The organism is Sarcina ventriculi (assembly GCF_900456775.1).
GTDB classification, from domain to species: Bacteria; Bacillota; Clostridia; order Clostridiales; family Clostridiaceae; genus Sarcina; species Sarcina ventriculi.
This window is the reverse complement of record NZ_UAUL01000001.1, coordinates 116,805-134,069: the sequence shown is the minus strand read 5'-3', so window position 1 is coordinate 134,069 and position 17,265 is coordinate 116,805. Positions and strand designations below refer to the sequence as shown.

Here is a 17,265-nt window from a genome sequence, read left to right as displayed (position 1 = left end):
TTTAGGGGTGGTTAGATGAATTTTGATAAAGATAATATTAACTTAAAGGCAAAAAGAGACCTTATAATAAGGGAAATTTGTAGCATAAAAAAATATAATAACTTCATTATACTTATAGCTGCAACTATAAGTATAGTAATGGCAATGATTTTGCTTGCTACTTTAAATTATAGTTATAATTCAATAAATATTATATCTTTAGTATTAATTGTAGCAATTATAATCATAGGATATATACCCTTTGATTTTGTTATGGGTGGAGTGAGATTTAATAAAAGATTAAATATAATATTAGGTCTTATAAAATCAGATTTAAAATATGTTAATGAATTTACTTATCTTATAAATCATAAAAAAAAGAAATAGAGGTATGAGAAAAACTCATGCCTCTATTTTTTTATAAAGGATAATTTTAATAATTAATCATAATAATACTTTTATATTAATAGCAATAGTATTATTAATAATTATGTTGAAGGAATATAGTATGAAAATACATAAAAAAATTATTATTAAGTTTATAATTTTTTATTTTTTTATAGTAATATTTTTTGCAGTTTTATACACATATTTTTCTAATGATTTTTATTATTCATTTTCAAATAAAGAAATTATTTTTGATAAAAATTATTCTTATATAGAAAATTATTTGGAAAATAGTATCAAAAGCAATTTTAGAAATTATTATAATTCAAATTATTTAGTTTTTTTTAATAACTGCTATGAAGATTTTTTATTTGATGTAAATGATTTAAAAATAAAGGAAACAAGAATAAATAATAAATATTTAGAGAGTGATATATTTATAGTATTAAAAGATAGTAGAAATAATTTAGAATATAATGCTGTAATAACACTTAAAATATTAGAAGAATTGTCAATAAAGCATGAAGATAATATATATAAGCAATGTAAGATAAGTACAAAGAGTAGTAATAAAATTTTAGATGGATTAGATATAGAAAAAATATTTAGAGTGAAATGTTTAGATGAGGTTTTAGATGTTGGAATTATAATAGATGAAAAAATAAATGAAAAATTTAATCAGTATATAATAAATAATGATGGAAATCCTAGTTTGAATAAAAATAGCTTTTTTTATTATATAAAATTTAATTTCCCTAGAATGTTTTATTTAAGTATGGTAACAATAACAACATTAGGTTTTGGAGATATAGTTCCACTTACAAATACAACAAGGATGCTTATAGGTCTTGAATCAACAATAGGAGTGATTATTTTAGGATGGTTTGCAAATAAATCTTTGAAAGGATAAGATGGGCATAAAATTTAGTTTATATAAATTTCATGCCCATCCTTTCTTTAACTTGTTTTGCATAACTTTTTTATTAAATTTAATATGTTTTTGCATGATTCTGATTTATCAAATACTTTGCAAGAATTTTGCATAAATTCTAATCTAGCTTTATCATCGAGCAAGTTTTGTATAACATAAGAACAGTCTTTATCCTTTTCAAGAAGTATAGCCATATTATGATTAACTAAAAATTGAGCGTTTTCTTGTTCTTGCCCAGGAATTGCGTCAAAAAGAACCATAGGTATATTACAAGCTAGTGCCTCTGAAATTGTAAGTCCGCCTGGTTTAGTTATTATAATATCAGAAGAATGCATATATTTATCTACTTCATGTGTAAAGAATATAAGTTCAGTAGGCTTAGAACTGTTTGGAAGTATTTCTTTAAAAGCAGAATAAAGTTTTTCATTTCTTCCCGTTATAACTATTATTTGAAATTCAGTTGGTATTTTTATTATATCGTTATATATATCTAAAATGTTTTTAACACCAAAGCTTCCAGCCATAATGAGAACTGTAGGTAGCTCTTCGTTTAATTTTAGATTTTTTCTTAAATCTTTTTTATCTTTCTGATTAAAAAATACTTCATCTATGGGAATTCCAAAGCTGTGAATAATTTCTTTAGGAACGCCTAGTTTAATCATTTCAGAAGGCATATCATCATTAGCTACTATATATGCATCAACATGTTTATGTATCCATGTTTTATGAGGTGCATAATCTGTCATTATACAAACTAGTGGGATATTTATTTTTTCTTGATTTTTAAGTCTAGACACCATTTCAGTAACAAATGGGTGTGTAGTTACTATCACATTAGGTTTAAAATAGTTTATAAGCCTCATAAGCTTTCTATTAAAAAGAACTATTGGTTTTGTTAGTTTTGATGGTATTTTAGAATCTTTATTAGTCGATGCATATATTTTACCATAAAACCTAGGTGTCTTTGTAGCAAGGTATAAATATCCCTTGCAAACCGTTTTATTGAGTAGTGGATTTATATATTTAAATACATCTACAACTTCTACATTTATATCTTTTTCAGTTTTGGCAATATAAGATTTTAAAGCATTAGATGCTCTCATATGCCCTGCCCCTGTAGAAGCTGATAATATAAGTACGTTCATGACTGATCCTCCTCTTTTAGGTACATAAAAATAAGAGTACTTATTTATTTAAATTTATTATTGACATGATAATTTATTCTAACATAAAAAATAAATTTATGATACAAGGTATTTTACAAATATTTAATATTAATATTTACAAATATTTAATATTATATATTATTATACATTAGTTATATTAAAGAAATATGAAAATAAAGAATTAATATAAAAGGTATTTTTTAAGTATACATAGAATATAAAAATGTAAAATAACAAAATAATAAGTAAAAATATGGTGAGAGAAGTATGGATGTTTTGAGAGAATATGAGTTTGATTTTTATGATAGATCGTTTATGGAGATATTAGATGATTATATTTTTGTGTTAGATAGTAGTGGACAAATTTATTATGTTAATAATATTGTTTTAAAGGAGTTAGAGTGTGATTTAGACAATATAAGTAAAAATAACTTTTTTGAAATATCTTCATTTAGAGAGAAGGATTTTTTAAGGATAAAAAACGAAGTAATATCTAACATATATATAATGTTAGGAAATACTAAACTTTGTTTGAATAATATAAGGGTATTAAAAAAATATTCAGAGGGTAAAGAATATTATATGATACTTGGTAAAAAAGAAAAAAAGATGTTTATGATGGATATGTCACATGAATTGAAAACGCCTATAAATATAATTTTATCGACAATACAACTTTTAAAGAAAAATATAGATGATGGAAATATAACTTATAATAAAAATATAAATATTGTAAGTTATTTAGATTCAATAAAAAAGAATTCATTTAAAATTTTAAATTTAGTAAATACTATAATGGATATTAACAAAATAGAAGAAGGCTATTATAAAGTAAATAGTGAAAAATGTGAGATTGTTAGTGCTGTTGAAGATATAGTTCAATCGGTTATAAGATATGGCGAGTCTAAAAAAATAGAGATAATATTTGATACAAATATTGAGGAAAAGTATGTTTTGTGCGATATAGAAAAAATAGAACTTATTTTATTAAATCTTTTATCAAATGCTATAAAGTATACTAATGAAGGTGGAAAAATTCAAGTTTTTTTAGAGGTGTTTGAAAAAAGTTTTCAATTAACCGTAAGAGATAATGGTATAGGTATAGATGAAAAAAATTTGGATATGATTTTTGATAGATTTTATCAAGGAAACAATCATAGTCATCTTTTGAAAAAATCTAAAGGAAGTGGTGTTGGTTTATTTCTTGTAAAATCTTTGATAAAAATACAAAATGGAACCATAAAATGCAAAAGTAAATTAGGTGAGGGAAGTGAGTTTACTTTTAGTTTACCAATAGTTAAATGTGAGGAAGAAAAAAAGTTTTAGATTCTAATTTTAATCTATGTATAAATGAATATTTTGAAGGATAATTTAAAAATCATAATATATAAATTTATTTTATATATTATGATTTTTTATGTTTTAAAGCAAAATTATTAATATTATTTTGATAAAAATAATGAATATTAATCAAAGCATAATATTAAAAAAATATATTTGTTTTAGTATAATGGTTTTGATATTAAAAAACTTAGGAGGAAAATTCTATGGAATTAAATTTAAAAAGAGATGGGCATGTGCATAGCCCTTATTGCCCACATGGATCTTTGGATACATTCTATATGTATATAGAAAGGGCTTTACTTAATGGGATTAGTGAAATAACATTTACAGAACATATGCCTTTAACATTAAAAAAAGATCCATCACCTAGGAATAATAGCGCTATGGATGAGGAAACTTTAATAAAATATTTAAAAGCTGTAAAAGAGATAAAAGATAAATATAAAGATAAAATAAAAATAAATGTTGGTGTAGAGGTTGATTATATAGAAGGAGAAGAGGAGAACATAAAAAAATTGTTAAATCAATATGGAAAATACATAGATGATTCAATATTATCCGTTCATACTTTAAGATATAAGGGAAAATACTATCCTATTGGCTCTGGTGTGGAGGAATTAAGAAAATTAATTGATGTAGTTGGAGGAATTAATGAATTTTATAATTTATATTATAAAACTATGTTAAAATCTATAACATGTGATTTAGGAGAGTACAAACCTAGAAGAATAGGTCATCCTACTTTGGTTAGAAAATATAAGGAAAGTTTCCCTAAATGTTCTTACAATATAGATATTCTAACAGAAATAATAAAATTACTAAAAGAAAATAAATTGGAAATAGATTTAAATACATCTGGACTTAGAAAAGAAAAATGCAAAGAAGTTTATCCATCTGGGGTATTTATGAAACTTTTATTGGATAATGAAATTCCTATGGTATTAGGTTCAGATTCACATGAATCAAAAGATGTTGGGTTCTACTTTAAAAACATAAATGACTATATAAAAAAATATTTAATTTGTTTTAAGTAAAATAAAATCTATGAATATATAGAAAAAGGTAAAAATATAATGTATAATTATGGTAAATAAAGAATTTAAAGTAATTTAATTGTGAGGGGAATATGGGAGAAAAAAATTGTAAATTGGGGAAAAAGAAAAAAATAGTAGCTTTGTGCATGTTTGTTTTTATAGGGGCTTTAACAACTGGCGCAGTATCTACAACTAATCAAACAAGGGTAGAAGAAGAAGTGGTTTATGATGGCGTATATCTAGAAGATAAAAATCTAGGAAATTTAACTAGGGATGAATTAATAGATGTTTTAAATGAATATTGTCATGAAAAATTACAAGAAAATACTATAAATATAGTTTATCAAGATGTAATAAATGAAAAAATTAATGCCTCAGATGTTGGATTAAGCTATGATGTAAAAGATATAGCTGATGAAATAATTAATATAGGAAAAGAAGGCAATTTAATTAAAAATACATTGGATAGAATTTATATCAAAATAAATAAAAAGGTTATTTCTTTTGACGAAGTTTGTAATGATAAGATTTTAGATGAATATATTGATAATTTGTCATCTTTAATAGATATAGAAAAAGAAGATGCTAGAGTTTCTTTTAATGGTGATGAAATGCTAATATCAAATTCTAGAGAAGGTCTTATCGTTGAGAAAGAAGAATTAAAAAGGCTTATAATAGAAAATTTGAATAATGAAACTTTTGATGAGATAGTGGAAGTACCAGTTAATATTGTAGAGGTTGAGATTGATGAAGATGTTTTTAATAATATGAATGTTTTAGGCACTTATGAAACTACTCTTCCAGATTTAACAAGTGGTAGGACTCAAAATATAAGATTATTTTCAAGTAAATTAAATGAAGTGGTTTTAATGCCTGGAGAAGTTTTATCTGTTGATGAACAAGGTGGAAGTAGGGAAATAAGTGATGGTTATACTGCAGCTCCAGGGTTTATAAATAATGAAGTTGTACCAATAGTTGCAGGAGGAATTTGTCAGGTGGTTACGACTCTTTACAATTCAGTCTTATATTCAGATTTAGAAATTGTGGAAAGAGCACCTCATTCACTTCCTGTAAGTTATGTTTCTTTAGGAAGAGATGCTACTTTAGCAAAAGGAGTAGTGGATTTTAAATTTAAAAACAATTATAGTAATCCAATTGTTGTACAAGCTTATGTAACAGATAATTGTACAATAAAGACTACTATATGGGGAATAAATGAAAATCCTGAAAAATCTATAGAGATAAATGCTGTTAAAACAGGAAATAAATCATCTATAACTTATAAAAATACTTATGAAAGTGGAGTTTTAATAAAATCAGAAGTATTGTCTAAAGATGTATATAATTAATATGAAATAAAAACAAAGAAGTTATATATTAAATAATATATAACTTCTTTGTTTTTAATAAATGTTTACCATTTACCAGGATAAGCTACAAGATACAATTTAACGGTTTGTCTTCCAAAATTTAAGCACGCATTTTCAGAATTCATGTATAAATCTATTTTATTTCCTTTTATAGCTCCACCTGTATCAGAGGCTATTGCATATCCATAGCCAGGAATATAAACTTTTGATCCTAAAGGTATAACATTTGGATCTACTGCTATAGTGCTAATACCATCAGGATTTCTAACAGGTTTAAGTCCCATAGCTGTTAAACCACCACCAGTGTATGCTGTAGCAACCATAGAGTATTCTGCTATATAAGAACCAACTGAACTTGATGAAGAGGTTGTGGAATTTTCAGCATTGTTATTAGATGATGAATTTGAATTACTTGATGCTACGCTAGTGGAACTAGATTCCGTAGCAGTATTATTGCTAGAGCTTGTACTATTTGATGTTTGAGAAGATAGAGATTGTATTTTGTTTTCACCTTCATTTATAGCATTGTTAGCTTTAGTAATAACAGAGTTTGTGCTAAGTTGAGTAACTAATTGCTTTAATGAGTTTACAGCATCTTGTATTTGGCTTATTGAATCACTTGTGTTTATTGTAGAAATAGAATTTGATATTAACTCTTCTTCGTTTGAAGCAATTGTTGAAGCAACTTGTTGTTTTTGTTCATTTAATTCATTTATTTGATTTTGATATTCACTTTGTTTAGTGTTAAGTTCTTCTATACTTGATTTTGTTGAGTCATTTAATTGATTTAATGAATTTTCTTTATTTTGTAATGTTGTTAAATTACTATTTAGTTGTTCTTGTTTAGCATTTAACTCATTTATAAGTTGTTTATCAGCTGAATATATATTAACTACTGCATTCATTCTAGATAAAAATTCACCAAAATTTTTTGACGTAATTAGGTATGTAAGAGCATTTTGAGAACTGTCTAGCATGTAAAGACCTCTGATTCTTTGACCTAATACTTCTTGGTCTTTAGCAATTTGCTCTTTTAATGTATTGATATTGCTTTGAGCTGTTGATATTTCAGCTTTTACATTTTCGATATCGATTGCATTTTGCTTTAGTGTTTCATTTAATTGTTGAATTTCTGTATTTAAATTATCTATGTTTGAACTTAAAGACTTTATTTTGCTATCTAACTCTTGATATTTTGCTTTATTATCGTTTAAGTTTGAGCTAGAAATTGAACTTGCTTGTGTAGTTGTAGTATTAGTAGCACTACTTAATGGTGCTGCCATAACTAAAGTACTAGTGTTAAATAAAATTCCAGATGCAACTAGTACAGATATTAATTTTTTGTTCAAATATATACCTCCCGACTCTTATAAAAAGAAATAAATTATTCATTTTTCCAAGGCCTTTTTTCTCATTATAATATAAAAAAGGAATTAACGCAAATTATACGAAAATATTTAAGAAAAAAATTGAAAAAAAAGGAAGAAAATCAGAAGAATTTATTCAATAATTATTTAAATTTGCAAAAAATATACTTTGCCATAAAGATAAGATATAAAGCGGATTTGAAGGGTTATTATAGGATGATATTACTCTAATATATTTAAAATAAAAATAAAAAATGATAAATAATAAATTTTTTTTTAAACTAATTAAAATTTATAAAGTTTTTTTGGGATTATAACAAATAAAATGAAATATTTTCAAGTATAAAATAAGGAAAAAATATGAAATAAAAAATGAATGAAAAGCTTCATAAATGAAGAGTTTAAAAATATTTTATGCTTAATTGTTTTACAAGAATATGCTTTTTATACTATAATAAATACTTATAATGATTTGACAATAATTAAGTTAAAACCAGAAATTTATTTATGACATAATAAATACATATAATTATGCTAGTATAGTGTATATAAAAATTTAATTTATATTTTATAAACTTAGGATGTGGTTAATTTTATGAATTTTAATATAGTAAGTATAATTTTAGTTTTAATATTTGTGATTCCGATATTTTTAGGATTTATAAAGGGTTTTAATTATAGGAGTGGTAAATATGAGCTTTTTAATTTAGAAAAGGACATTGTTGTTTTAGTAACTATAGTATTAGGTGCTATAAATAGTAATATAATATTAAATATTTTAAATTACATAAAAAGTAATATAGTTTTTTTTAATAATTTAAATGGTTTAGCATATAGAATTTATTATATTATAGGATTTATAATTCTTCTTATAATTTTATATAACATCATAATGCTTTTTATAAGGCTTATAAATCTAATTATATTTGACCCACTATTAAAACTAATAGATAGATTAGGGCAATCTTTAGGTACTGGTTTTACTAGAATTTGCGGTGTAATATTTGCTATTCCAAATTCAATAATAAATATAATAATTGCAGCTTTTATAATAAAAGCTTTATTACTTTTACCTTTACCAACTTATATAATAAATCAAATAGATAATAGTAATATTTATAATTATTTAAATACAAATATAGTAGAGCAAATTACAGATAGCAGTTTAGTTAAAAATTTTCCTAAACTATTAAATAATTCTTTGAAAATAGAAAATGGAAATAATGGAGAATTATCTGATAATAATTCAAATGGCGCTATTACGTATTATAATGGCGTGACATTAGCACAAGCAGTAAAATCATCTCCTGCAATAGATGCAAAAACTCAAGAAATAATTGCTGGAAAAAGAACAGATGAAGCTAAAGCTTATGCAATATATCAATGGGTTGGACAAAATATAACCTATGATAATAAAAAGGCTCAAGAACTTGAAGAAGGTGATGTAAATCTCAAATCAGGTGCTATAGCAGCTTTTGATACAAGAGAAGGAGTTTGTTTTGATTATGCTTCTCTTTATGTAGCAATGGCAAGAGATGCAGGACTTAAAGTAAGGCTTATTACAGGTGAAGGATTTGATGGAACACAATGGGTTAGCCATGCTTGGAATCAAGTATATATTCCATCACAAAATAAATGGATTAATGTTGATTGTACTTTTTATGATGCAGGAAATTTCTTTAATTCCTCAGATTTTAATGAATATCATAAAGATGCAAGTATTGCAGGACAATGGGGTTAATGAGAAAATGAAAAAACTGTATTCTTTGATATTAATTTATTAAAGAATACAGTTTTTTTGTTTATGAATAAATAGGACTTAATATCAGTAAAAGAAAATAAATTTATATTTAATATAAAAATAGTTAAAATTTCTAATGAAAACATTGACAGAAAAATATGGAATTGATATCATATTAATTGATAAAAATAATAAAAAATACAATTAAAGATTATAATATAATATTTATAAATATATGGTATTAATACCATGTAAATAATATATTATAATAGTTTTAGAAATATGGGGTATATAGATTAGGTTACAGCATTTATAATTTAGGGTATAAAAAGAGTTTTTACAATAATGTAGGGGGAATAAGATGAAGGTAACTATTCAAGATATAGCAAATATGACTGGGTTATCAAAAAGTACTATATCTAGATATTTAAATGGGGGTTATGTAAGTAAAAAAAATATAGAAATAATAGGTGATGTTATAAAAAAAACAGGATATCAAACTAATTTCTTTGCAAAAAGATTAAAGAGCAAAAACAGTAAACTTATAGGTATAATAATACCAAGGATAGATTCTTTTACAGCAAGTAAAATATTAAAGGGGATAGTTGGAAAGATAGAAAAAGAGGGGTATCAACCTATAATTTTAACTAGTGATTTAGATATGGAAAAGGAATTAAGTCATATAAACAAATTGTATTTAGAAGGAATGGATGGAATAATAGTTATGTCATTTATTATTTCACAAGAACATGTAAAGCTTGCAAATAAGTTGCCTATTCCAGTTATATTTACTGGACAAGAAAAGTATGGTGTAAATTGTATAACCATAGATGATTATAAAGCTGGGAATATTATGGGGGACTTTGTTAGAGAACAAGGGCATAAAAATATAGTTTATATGGGTGTAAATGAAGATGATATAGCTGTTGGAATAAATAGAAAAAAAGGTTTTTTTGATGCTTTTGATAGTGATTTTACTATAAATTATGTGGAAACAGATTTTAGTTTTAAAAGTGCTTATGAAAATTCATATAAGGCAGTTTATTTTAATCCAAGTATTATAGTTTGTGCTACTGATAATATTGCAATTGGTGTTAATAGATATCTTATGGAGAAACAAATAAAAGTCCCAGAAACTATTTCAATTGCGGGTTTTGGTGGTTATGATATAGCAACCGCTATTTATCCGTCGCTTACAACAGTAAGTTTTGATTATGAATTTTTAGGTTTTGAAGCAGCAGATAGAATGGTTTCATTTATAGAGGAAAAAAGTTTTAAGGAATTAAGAGATGTGCCAATTCAATTAGTAAAGAAGGATAGTGTACGGAAATTATAATAAGTGGTAAAATAAAAAATATAAGGGTGTAAAATATTATGAAATTTAAGGGTATTTTAGATATAAATAAAGATTCAAAAGAATTTTATAAAAAAGAAAAAAACAATGAAAGTTTTAGAAATAATTATCATTTTCAACCACCATTTGGTCTTATAAATGATCCTAATGGATTAAGTTTTTTTAATGGTGAATATAATATATTTTTTCAATGGAATCCATTTACTTGCGAGCATAAATTTAAACATTGGGGGCTTATTAAAACTAAAGATTTTATAAATTATACTATTCCTAAAGTAGTTTTAGCACCGGTGGATTATTATGATAAAAATGGATGTTATTCAGGAAGTGCAATCGAAAGAAATGGAGTATTAGAACTTTTATATACAGGAAATGTTAAAGATGAGAATGGTAATAGATTATCTTATCAATGTGCAGCTATCATGAATAAAGATGGAGATGTAAAAAAATTAGGTGCGGTATTAGATTCTGTTCCTAAGGGATATACTTCTCATTTTAGAGACCCTAAAGTATATTTTAAAAATGGAAAATATTATTTTATAATAGGGGCTCAAACAGACAAATTAAAGGGTAGGGTTTTATTATATTCTTCATTAGATATGAGAAAATGGAGTCTAGAGGGAGAAGTCAAGACTCGTTTAGAAAATTTTGGATATATGTGGGAATGTCCTAATATAGTGACTTTAAAAGATAAGGATGTTTTAATCTTTTCTCCTCAAGGATTAGAGAAAGAGGAATTTAAGTATCAAAACATATATCAATCAGGGTATATTGTAGGAAAATTAAATTATGATACTTTAAAGTTTAATCATGATGAGTTCTGTGAATTAGATATGGGATTTGATTTTTATGCACCTCAAATTTTTGAAGATGATAAAAATAGGATTTTAATGATTGGATGGATGGGTGTACCAGAACAAGATGAGGACAAGCATATAAGTTTAAAGGAAAATTGGATACATTGTTTAACTATTCCAAGAGAATTAGCTTTGAAAAATAATAAAATATATCAACATCCAATAGATGAGATAAAACAATTAAGAGAAAAAATGTTTTTTTGTAGAGATAACTTTGTTGAGGAATCTTTAGAATTTTCTGATATAAATAAAAATTCTTATGAGTTTATTTTAGATTTAAAAGATAGTAGGAATTTAAATTTTAAAATAGAAATGTTTAAAGGTGAAGGAGAACATTTTGATTTATATTTTAATGATGGGATTTGTGTAATAAGTAGAGAAAATATATTGCAGGGACCTCATGGAATTAGAAAATTTATATTAAATAAAAGCAATAATTTAAAATTACATGGATTTATTGATAAATCTGCTGTTGAAATTTATATAAATGATGGAGAATATGTTTTATCATCTAGAGTTTTTGTGAAAATGAATAGCACAGGATTAAAATTAAATGGATTAGGTGAAAAACTTAATATAAATAAGCTAGAAATTTGGACATTGAAGGGAGTAAATTATAATGAATAAAGTATTTTGTATTGGTGAACTTTTAATAGATTTTATAGGCAAAGATATAGGAAAAGGATTAGAAAAGGGAAACAATTTTGAGAAAAAGGCAGGAGGAGCTCCTGCAAATGTTGCAGCTGCTGTATCAAAACTTGGAGGAGAGTCTTACTTTTTAGGTCAAGTAGGAAATGATTCTTTCGGAAAGTATTTAGTTAAAATGCTTAAAGAAGTTAATATAAACACTGATATGACAGTTATGGAAGGACATACAACTTTAGCTTTTGTTGCAATAGATGAAAATGGTGAAAGAAACTTTGAGTTTGTAAGAGGGGGAGATGGAGAATACTCTTTTTCAAGTATAAATACTAATATAATAAAGAATAAAGATATTATTCATTTTGGTTCTGCAACAGGTTTTTTAGATGGTGAGCTTAAAAACACATATTATAAATTATTAAATCATGCTTTAGATAAAAAAGCTTTTGTATCTTTTGACCCTAATTATAGGGATGCGTTAATATTAGAAGATAGATTAGAACAATTTGTGCTTGATTGTAAAAATTTCATTGAAAAAGCAGATTTTATAAAATTAAGCGATGAAGAAATAAAAATAATAACTAAAAAAGAAGATTTAAATGAAGGAGTTTCAGAACTTCATAAAATAGGAGCAAAAGTAGTTGCTATAACTTTAGGTAGTCAAGGAACATTGATAAGTGATGGTCTAAACTCAGTAATAATTCCATCAATAAAAATAAAGCAGGTAGATTCAACAGGAGCTGGAGATGCTTTTGTAGGAGCTGTTTTAAAAAAGGTTAATGAGATAGATAATAAAGATGAAATAAGTTTTGAAAAATGGAAAGAAATAATAGCTTATGCTAATAGAGTAGGGGCTATAACTTGTACTAATTATGGAGCAATAGATTCTATTCCAACAGAAAAAGATTTAGAAGGATAGGTTAAATAAGATTTAAGACAAGCTATAACAATTGTTATTGTTATAGCTTTTTATTTTAAAGAATTTTTATTTGATTTTATAAATAATTCATGAAAATAAAAGAGAAATCTAAAAAAAACAAGATGTTTAAATGTGAACAATTTTATTGAGTAAAACAGGGGTATCTTCATTGTAGAATTTATTTATTGTAAATGTTAGAATAATTTTATATTTGAATTTAGAACAATATAAAGGGAGGGAGTATTATAAGAAACTAGGTTTAAGTTTTAATCTTATAAACTGTATATGAATAATAACATAACAAAAGGGACTATTCTTCTTATTATAAGTGCTTTAGGATATGCTGGAATGAGTACGTTTATAAAGCTATCTGGGGATATTCCTGTAATTCAAAAGGTTTTTTTTAGAAATCTTCCATGTCTATTTTTAGCTATATTTCTTTTAGCTAAAAATAAAGAATCTGTTTTGGGACATAGAGGAAATAGAAAGATATTACTTCTAAGAGGTTGTATTGGGACACTAGGAGCTTTAGCTAACTTTTATGCAGTAGATAAACTTATGCTTCCTAATGCAACTATGTTAAATCAGTTAGGTCCGTTTTTTATAATAATATTTAGCTTTTTGTTTTTAAAAGAAAAAATAAAAAGATTCCAAATTGGAGCTTTGGCAATAGCATTTATTGGTGTTGTTATCATACTTGGACCTGGGTCTACCATGCCTGTATTTCCAGCCTTTATGGCAATTTTGGGAGCCGTTTCAATAGGTATTGCGTTTACATGTATAAGGTATTTAGGAGGGAAAGAAAGTCCTCAAACGGTAGTGTTTTGGTTTGCCATAGTATCAATATCAGTTGGTGCTATATATATGATATTTGACTATACACCAATGACTACAATGCAAACAATATATTTATTATGTGCAGGTATTTGCACAATTTTTGGACAATTTGGTACAACCCTTGCATATAAATATGCAGCTGCTAAAGATATATCTATATTTGGGTATAGCCAAGTTATATTTGCTACAATATTTTCAGTTTTGGTATTTAGTCAGATACCGGGAGAAAACAGTATGATAGGTTATATAATAGTTATTGCAGCTGCAGGAGTGAGTTATTTTTATAATAAAAAAGTGGATAGACAAAAAATATAGAAAATTTATTTTGTACATAAGATGCCTTAAAAGATACTCTTTTAAGGTGTTTTTTATAAATTGAAATTCAAGCTTTAATTGATAATTATCTATATGTATAAAAAATAATGTATTAGCTATATATTTACAAGCCAATATTATAATATAAAAATTGACAAGGATAATATATAGATTATATACTTAATATAGAAAAATATCTATATAAGGAGAAGAAATGGAAAATACATATGAGATAAATGCTAAAATTTTTAAAGCACTTGGAAATTCTAGTAGATTAAAAATAATTAATATGTTATCTCAAGGAGAAATGTGTGCATGCTCTATATTAAGAGAATTTAATTTTACTCAACCAACATTATCACACCATATGAATGTTCTTATGGAATGCAAATTAGTTGTTTGTAGGAAAGATGGTGTATGGAGTTATTATAGTTTAAATATTACAAATGGGAACAAGTTAGTTTTGTTTTTAATGAATATAATTACAGATACTAATGATAGTATAAAGGAGAATTGTTTCTAATGTTTATAATACAAAATCGAAGATAAAATAATTTTAGGAGGATGATTATGTTAAATACAATAAAAGGATTTATAAGTTCAGGCGAACTTTTAAAGGGAGGATTTGGAATAGAGCTAGAATCTTTAAGGATAGATAAAGATGGGATTTTATCTTCAAAAGAACATCCAGATGTTTTTGGTGATAAATTAGAGAATCCATATATAACAACAGATTTTTCTGAAAGTCAAGTTGAGATGATAACACCTGTTATGAAAACCTCTAAAGAAGTTTTTGATGCTTTAAATGTTTTGTATGATATAGTTTCACTAGAAATTGGAGAAGAATATTTATGGCCAGAATCTATGCCAAGCATTATAGGCGAAAACATAAATATAGCTAAATATTCTTCAAATAAGAAGGGGAACGAAGCTAGAAGTTATAGAGAAGGATTAGCTAAGAAATATGGGGTGAAAAAGCAACTTATTTCAGGAATACATTATAACTTTTCATTTAATGAGACTGTTATAAAGAAATTGTATGAAAAAAGAGAAGATAAGAATGTATCTTATAGAGATTTTAAAGATTCGATATATTTAAAGGTTACAAGGAATTATTTAAGATATAGATGGTTTATTGTGTACTTATTAGGTGCATCTCCAATAATACATGAAAGTTATGAAAAAGAAGACTTAAATAAAATTAATAAAATTAATTGTGATATATATGGAGATAAGGAAGCTATATCTTATAGAAATAGTAAATTAGGTTATAAAAATAGCACAAATTTATATGCTGATTATGATAGTGTTAGAGGGTATATAGAGAGCTTAGACAGCTTTGTTTATAATAATTATATATCAAATTATAAGGAGTTTTATAGTCAAATAAGATTAAAAGCTAAGGATAATAGTAACATTAAAGAATCTCTTTTAAAAGATGGTATAAATTATTTAGAAATAAGAAGCATAGACATTAATCCTTTAGAAAGAGTGGGAATAAGCTTAAATGATTTAAAATTTGTACATTTATTCACATTATTTTTGCTTAATGAAGAGGAAAACTCATATAAGTTATGGCAAGAAGAAGCTTTAAAAAATCAATTAGATATAAGTATTTTAGGTTTGGAAGATATAAATCTTTTAAGGAATGGAGAAAGTATTTCTAAAAGACAATGGGCTCATTATATACTAGACAAAATGTCTATTATAAATAGTGATTTTAACTTAAATTTAGATGAAATAATAGAAGAAAAAAAAGAAATGGTTAATGATTATAGAAAAACTTATGCTTACAAAATAAAAGATGAAGTAAGCAAGCAAGGGTTTATGAATTTTAACTTAAATCTTTCAAAAAAATATAAAAAAGAAGCATATAATAACAGATTTAGACTTCAAGGATTTGAGGACTTAGAACTTTCAACTCAAATACTTATGAAAGAAGGTATAAAAAGAGGAATAAAGACAACGGTAGTAGATAGAAATGATAATTTTATATCTCTGGAAAGAGGAGGTAAAAAGGAATATGTAAAACAAGCAACTAAAACTTCTAAAGATAGTTATATAACAGTTTTGATTATGGAAAATAAAGTAGTAACTAAAAAAGTTTTAGCTGAAAATAATATAAAAGTACCAAATGGCAAAGAGTTTACTAATATAGAAGAAGCAAAATTAAATATAGATGATTTTATAGGAAAACCTTCTGTTATTAAGCCAAAATCTACAAATTTTGGTTTAGGGATAAGTATATTCCCAGATGGAGCTTCTAAAAATGATTTGCATGAAGGATTAAAACTTGCTTTTAATAACGATAATACCGTTTTGGTAGAAGAATTTATAAAGGGAAAAGAGTATAGATTTTTAGTTATTGATGATAAAGTTTGTGGTATACTCCATAGAGTTCCTGCTAATTGTATTGGAGATGGGGAAAAGAGTATAAGAGAATTAATAGATATAAAAAATCAAAGTTCTCTAAGAGGTAAAGGTTATAAAAAGCCACTAGAAAAGATAGCTTTAGATGATAATGCGAAGCTATTTTTAAAACAAAGAGGATTGGATTTTGACTATATTCCGAAAAAAGACGAGGTTGTTTATCTAAGGGAAAACTCTAATATAAGTACTGGAGGAGATAGTATAGACTATACTGATTTAATTCCAGAAAAGTTTAAAGAAATAGCTATAAAAGCTGCAAGAGCTGCAAAAGCAAAGATTTGTGGTGTAGATATGATGCTAGAGGATTATAAAAGTGAGGATTCTCCTTATGCTATAATTGAGATTAATTTTAATCCAGCAATTCATATCCATTCATATCCTTACAAGGGAACAGAGAGGAATATAGCAAAAGAAGTTTTGAAACTTTTAAACCTTATATAAGTAAAATTGAAAATTTTTATTGAAGAGGTATTAAAAATAATAATATTATTATTTTTAATACCTTTTTCATGAATTGAAATAAATAATAAAAGGGATAATAAGAATAAAATTTATATAAGTATTATAACTTAACATAGTTAAAAATAAAATT

The 17,265-nt window shown here is 25.2% G+C and carries 14 protein-coding genes; 12 read left to right on the top strand and 2 right to left on the bottom strand.

The genetic code is table 11. From position 1 onward, the window contains the following. Positions 1–15 precede the first annotated feature (15 nt). Both DR020_RS00635 and DR020_RS00630 read left to right on the top strand, forming a co-directional pair. On the top strand, positions 16–366 hold the full coding sequence (locus DR020_RS00635) for a hypothetical protein (protein WP_058993127.1): 351 nt from the start codon (positions 16–18) through the stop codon (positions 364–366). 121 nt (positions 367–487) lie between these two features. Continuing rightward, entirely contained in the window at positions 488–1,276 is a 789-nt protein-coding gene (locus DR020_RS00630) for a potassium channel family protein (RefSeq protein ID WP_055257958.1), read from the top strand. A gap of 47 nt (positions 1,277–1,323) precedes the next feature. Here the strand turns inward: DR020_RS00630 and DR020_RS00625 are convergent, their stop codons facing one another. After that, the gene (locus DR020_RS00625) at positions 1,324–2,442 is read right to left on the bottom strand and encodes an MGDG synthase family glycosyltransferase (protein WP_112364968.1); all 1,119 of its coding nucleotides are present in this window, start codon (positions 2,440–2,442) and stop codon (positions 1,324–1,326) included. Between the two features lie 288 nt (positions 2,443–2,730). Between DR020_RS00625 and DR020_RS00620 the strand changes: the two genes are divergently transcribed. The 3 genes from DR020_RS00620 to DR020_RS00610 all read left to right on the top strand — a co-directional run bounded on the left by DR020_RS00620 (position 2,731) and on the right by DR020_RS00610 (position 6,190). Then, on the top strand, positions 2,731–3,789 hold the full coding sequence (locus DR020_RS00620) for a sensor histidine kinase (RefSeq protein WP_112364967.1): 1,059 nt from the start codon (positions 2,731–2,733) through the stop codon (positions 3,787–3,789). A 221-nt stretch (positions 3,790–4,010) separates the two neighbouring features. Next, positions 4,011–4,841: a histidinol-phosphatase HisJ gene (hisJ, locus tag DR020_RS00615; RefSeq protein ID WP_112364966.1), complete on the top strand. Its 831-nt coding sequence runs from the start codon at positions 4,011–4,013 to the stop codon at positions 4,839–4,841. 92 nt (positions 4,842–4,933) lie between these two features. After that, positions 4,934–6,190 carry a VanW family protein gene (locus tag DR020_RS00610; protein ID WP_112364965.1) on the top strand — a complete coding sequence of 419 codons (1,257 nt, stop codon included), beginning with the start codon at positions 4,934–4,936 and terminating at the stop codon, positions 6,188–6,190. Positions 6,191–6,255: 65 nt separating this feature from the next. On the opposite strand, the gene DR020_RS00605 is transcribed toward DR020_RS00610, so the two are convergent. Next, the gene (locus DR020_RS00605) at positions 6,256–7,560 is read right to left on the bottom strand and encodes a 3D domain-containing protein (RefSeq protein WP_112364964.1); all 1,305 of its coding nucleotides are present in this window, start codon (positions 7,558–7,560) and stop codon (positions 6,256–6,258) included. A 613-nt stretch (positions 7,561–8,173) separates the two neighbouring features. Between DR020_RS00605 and DR020_RS00600 the strand changes: the two genes are divergently transcribed. The 7 genes from DR020_RS00600 (at position 8,174) to gshAB (ending at position 17,114) form a co-directional block, all read left to right on the top strand. Further along, entirely contained in the window at positions 8,174–9,319 is a 1,146-nt protein-coding gene (locus DR020_RS00600; protein ID WP_055257945.1) for a transglutaminase-like domain-containing protein, read from the top strand. A gap of 361 nt (positions 9,320–9,680) precedes the next feature. Then, positions 9,681–10,655 carry a LacI family DNA-binding transcriptional regulator gene (locus tag DR020_RS00595; protein ID WP_112364963.1) on the top strand — a complete coding sequence of 325 codons (975 nt, stop codon included), beginning with the start codon at positions 9,681–9,683 and terminating at the stop codon, positions 10,653–10,655. Between the two features lie 38 nt (positions 10,656–10,693). Continuing rightward, positions 10,694–12,157, top strand: a complete 1,464-nt coding sequence (locus DR020_RS00590) for a glycoside hydrolase family 32 protein (RefSeq protein WP_112364962.1) — start codon at positions 10,694–10,696, stop codon at positions 12,155–12,157. Then, positions 12,150–13,091 (top strand): carbohydrate kinase family protein, encoded by a 942-nt coding sequence (locus DR020_RS00585; protein ID WP_055257938.1) that lies wholly within the window; start codon positions 12,150–12,152, stop codon positions 13,089–13,091. The genes DR020_RS00590 and DR020_RS00585 overlap by 8 nt, the downstream gene beginning before the upstream one ends. Before the next feature lie 285 nt (positions 13,092–13,376). Then, positions 13,377–14,243 carry a DMT family transporter gene (locus DR020_RS00580; protein WP_235804562.1) on the top strand — a complete coding sequence of 289 codons (867 nt, stop codon included), beginning with the start codon at positions 13,377–13,379 and terminating at the stop codon, positions 14,241–14,243. A gap of 214 nt (positions 14,244–14,457) precedes the next feature. Continuing rightward, entirely contained in the window at positions 14,458–14,766 is a 309-nt protein-coding gene (locus DR020_RS00575; protein WP_055257934.1) for an ArsR/SmtB family transcription factor, read from the top strand. A 47-nt stretch (positions 14,767–14,813) separates the two neighbouring features. Beyond that, positions 14,814–17,114 (top strand): bifunctional glutamate--cysteine ligase GshA/glutathione synthetase GshB, encoded by a 2,301-nt coding sequence (gshAB, locus tag DR020_RS00570; protein WP_112364961.1) that lies wholly within the window; start codon positions 14,814–14,816, stop codon positions 17,112–17,114. Positions 17,115–17,265: the final 151 nt, after the last annotated feature.